Consider the following 2719-nt stretch of genomic DNA (forward strand, 5'->3'; position numbering starts at 1 on the left):
TAGGCTCTTTCTAAATTCTGTTGGGCATTCGATAAAGCTAAACTATCGACCTCTTTCAAGAAAGGAAAGTCTTTTTTGTATTGAGCCGGTGTATTTTTGAGCATCTGCTTCGTTTCTTTGTAGTGGTCGATTTTGTCGCTAAGCATTTGGTTATAGATGAAGCGGACACAGCCAAAACAGTTTGCGAAATACTCTTTCTGAGCCTGCGTTGGATAAAGTCGGTATTTGTAGGCTTTCAGCATATCTGTCACCTCCTCTTTTGCATGGTTTGCAACTTGATTATACCGAAAAAATACCGTACAATCAAGTTGGAGGTGAGCACATGTCTGACAAAGAGCGCGTAGAAATACGTATGCCAAAAGTTATCTTAGAAAAAGTAGACGCATACCGAAAACAAAATGGACTGACGACAAGGACGTCGGCTATCCTCGAACTAATAAGAAAAGGTCTTAAGAAATGATTTCATGCTACCGCTTGACCGAAATTCATCTCCCGCTTTCACTACGTTTAGAAGCGGGAGACTTCTTTCGGAAAATGTTAAACAATGTTATTCCTGACGAACGTTCAATGAAATAAATAGATTAAAGTTAAAGTAGCCGACCTATTCGGCTACTTTTTTCTTTTTGCTTGAGTGTTTGAGGCTTAATGAATCCTTGCACCTCATACGACTGATAGTAAAGTCTTCGTATGATTGGGAAACATCTTTCTGCCTCACTCCAAAGGTTTATAAGTTTTCATATGATACAGTTCGGCCGTTTCCCTATCACTCCACCTATTTAATACTCCTCGTATGAGGGTGTAACGTCATTTTCCCCTCATACCAAATGAATTACTCCAATCGAATGATGCGGTCTCTTCTTTCTTTAGCTCTTGACAATGAAAGAAGTCGACTGACGGCTTCTGACCTCTTTGCTTTGGTGTTTTTTTTGATGGTAAAGAGAGTCAGACTCATTCCGCTATTTTCTAAGTACTCGTATGACGGGGAAACGTCTTTCCGCCTCACTCCAAAGGTTTATAAATACTCGTATGATACAGTTCAGCTGTTTCCCCATCACTCCACTTCTTCAAAAATCTCCGTATAAGGGCGTAACGACATTTCAGCCTCATACTAAATGCTTTAGACTACTCGAATGATGCGGTCTCTTCTTTTTTAGGTTCTTAATAATGTAAGAAGCCGTCTGACGGCTTCTGTCCTCTTGGTTTAACAGTAATACGTTCCTTTATTTTCTCCTTTTACCTGAAAATGATTTTTAAGCGTTCTTTGAATCTTTTGTTTGTCGTATTCCTTATCAAGCCAGTCATAAACTACTGACACAGTTATTTTATCATTTGGAAAAAGAACACTGTTCTCTTCTATGCTTCTAACCAACGCTTCAACAATCGTCTCTTTGAATCCACATTGACAGGTTCGATTTCTAAGTGTATTTGTGTGTTCAAAGGAAAAGCACTCTGGACAATAAATCCCTTTTTTTAGATCTGAATATTCATAGGTCGGTAATTCATTTGAACGGTAATTCTCTTGATGATGCTGCATAAGTAAGTGTATGAGCTGCTTTTGTTTATTTTGTTGAGAAAAGTTAGTTCTATCTAATACACTGAGATGCTCTTCAATCTTATAAGAAAAAATAAAAGCTTTATCTTTAGGCAGATTATGGTTATGGTGTCGAAACTCCATAATTTTAAGCACTTAAACAAGATGAAATGCTCAAAAGTATAAAGTTTTTAAAAATGAAAGAGGGGCTCCTTTTTATGCCACCACTTTTTCTTGATTTTGTTGATATTTGATGGCTCTTTTGGCGTTTATTGCCATGATTTTAATTCCAAGACTGTGTTTTTTGCGCACTCGTCCCCTGAAGGGGATTCGGTCGACATTGTAAGCACGCCGAAGAACAGAAGGAATGCCTTCCACTCCGTTTCTGAAATAAGTATATTGGAGGAATTCTTTCGACTTCATATGTTTTGCTTGATTGGCTCGATGAACCATTTTGGGTGATATCATTAAAACTTTTGTTGTCTTTTGTTCTTTCATCATGCCATAGGCATTCTGTTTATCCGAGGAACAGTCCGCTTTATCAAAGACGGCTCGATACATGTCTGTTTCCTCATAATAACTCACCGATTGGGCTTTTAACCCATCGGGAAGTTCGACCGTATCTTTTTCTTCATCAATGATAATTCCTGCGTAAGCAGGATTCGGTGAGCGCCCTTTTAATTCAGTATTTACGAGATCAATCCCATTGATTTCACCCAAATTTCTTGCGTCTTCAGAATCATAAGCCCCATCAGCTACAAGAACTGTTGGCTCGTCCTGTTTGCCTAGTCTTTCAATTGTTTCATAGGCAAAATGAACATCACTTTGTACGTTGGCATCAAAAGAATATTGCGTGATGAAGGATAGTTTTTCATCAACCGTTTCGACAATATTTGCGACATAACCTTTGTGATGTTTCCCCGATTTATAACGATATGTAGCCTCTGGTTCAACCGGTGTTTGAAGACTTGTGGGACTGATCTCTTTACCCTTTTTTAGAGAAACATGACCATTCTCATCTGTTGTTGTTTGGTCATTGATGACACGACAAAGAAGTTGAAAGTCTGTATCCTCTTTTAATGTGGATTCAAACGTTTCTTTCAATCCGAAAGCATCCAAAAGGATGACTTGTAATTTTTCATCATACGGTTGATCACTATGGTAAATAAACTCATTCTCATGATATGA

4 protein-coding genes are annotated in these 2719 nt (G+C 38.2%); 1 reads left to right on the forward strand and 3 read right to left on the reverse strand.

The window, feature by feature from the left end; all coding sequences use genetic code 11:
* Positions 1 to 242: helix-turn-helix domain-containing protein (locus tag ABDZ53_RS04240; RefSeq protein ID WP_343754309.1), on the reverse strand; the 242-nt coding region annotated here is incomplete at its 3' end.
* An 80-nt stretch (positions 243 to 322) separates the two neighbouring features.
* Between ABDZ53_RS04240 and ABDZ53_RS04245 the strand changes: the two genes are divergently transcribed.
* The gene (locus ABDZ53_RS04245; RefSeq protein WP_343754311.1) at positions 323 to 460 is read left to right on the forward strand and encodes a ribbon-helix-helix domain-containing protein; all 138 of its coding nucleotides are present in this window, start codon (positions 323 to 325) and stop codon (positions 458 to 460) included.
* A gap of 741 nt (positions 461 to 1201) precedes the next feature.
* Here ABDZ53_RS04245 and ABDZ53_RS04250 read toward each other — a convergent pair.
* Together ABDZ53_RS04250 and ABDZ53_RS04255 are read right to left on the reverse strand one after the other, a co-directional pair.
* The gene (locus ABDZ53_RS04250) at positions 1202 to 1675 is read right to left on the reverse strand and encodes a hypothetical protein (protein WP_343754313.1); all 474 of its coding nucleotides are present in this window, start codon (positions 1673 to 1675) and stop codon (positions 1202 to 1204) included.
* Between the two features lie 72 nt (positions 1676 to 1747).
* Positions 1748 to 2719: transposase (locus ABDZ53_RS04255; protein WP_343754315.1), on the reverse strand; the 972-nt coding region annotated here is incomplete at its 5' end.

Origin of the sequence: Alkalibacterium iburiense (genome assembly GCF_039521845.1) — a bacterium.
Classification (GTDB): domain Bacteria; phylum Bacillota; class Bacilli; order Lactobacillales; family Carnobacteriaceae_A; genus Alkalibacterium; species Alkalibacterium iburiense.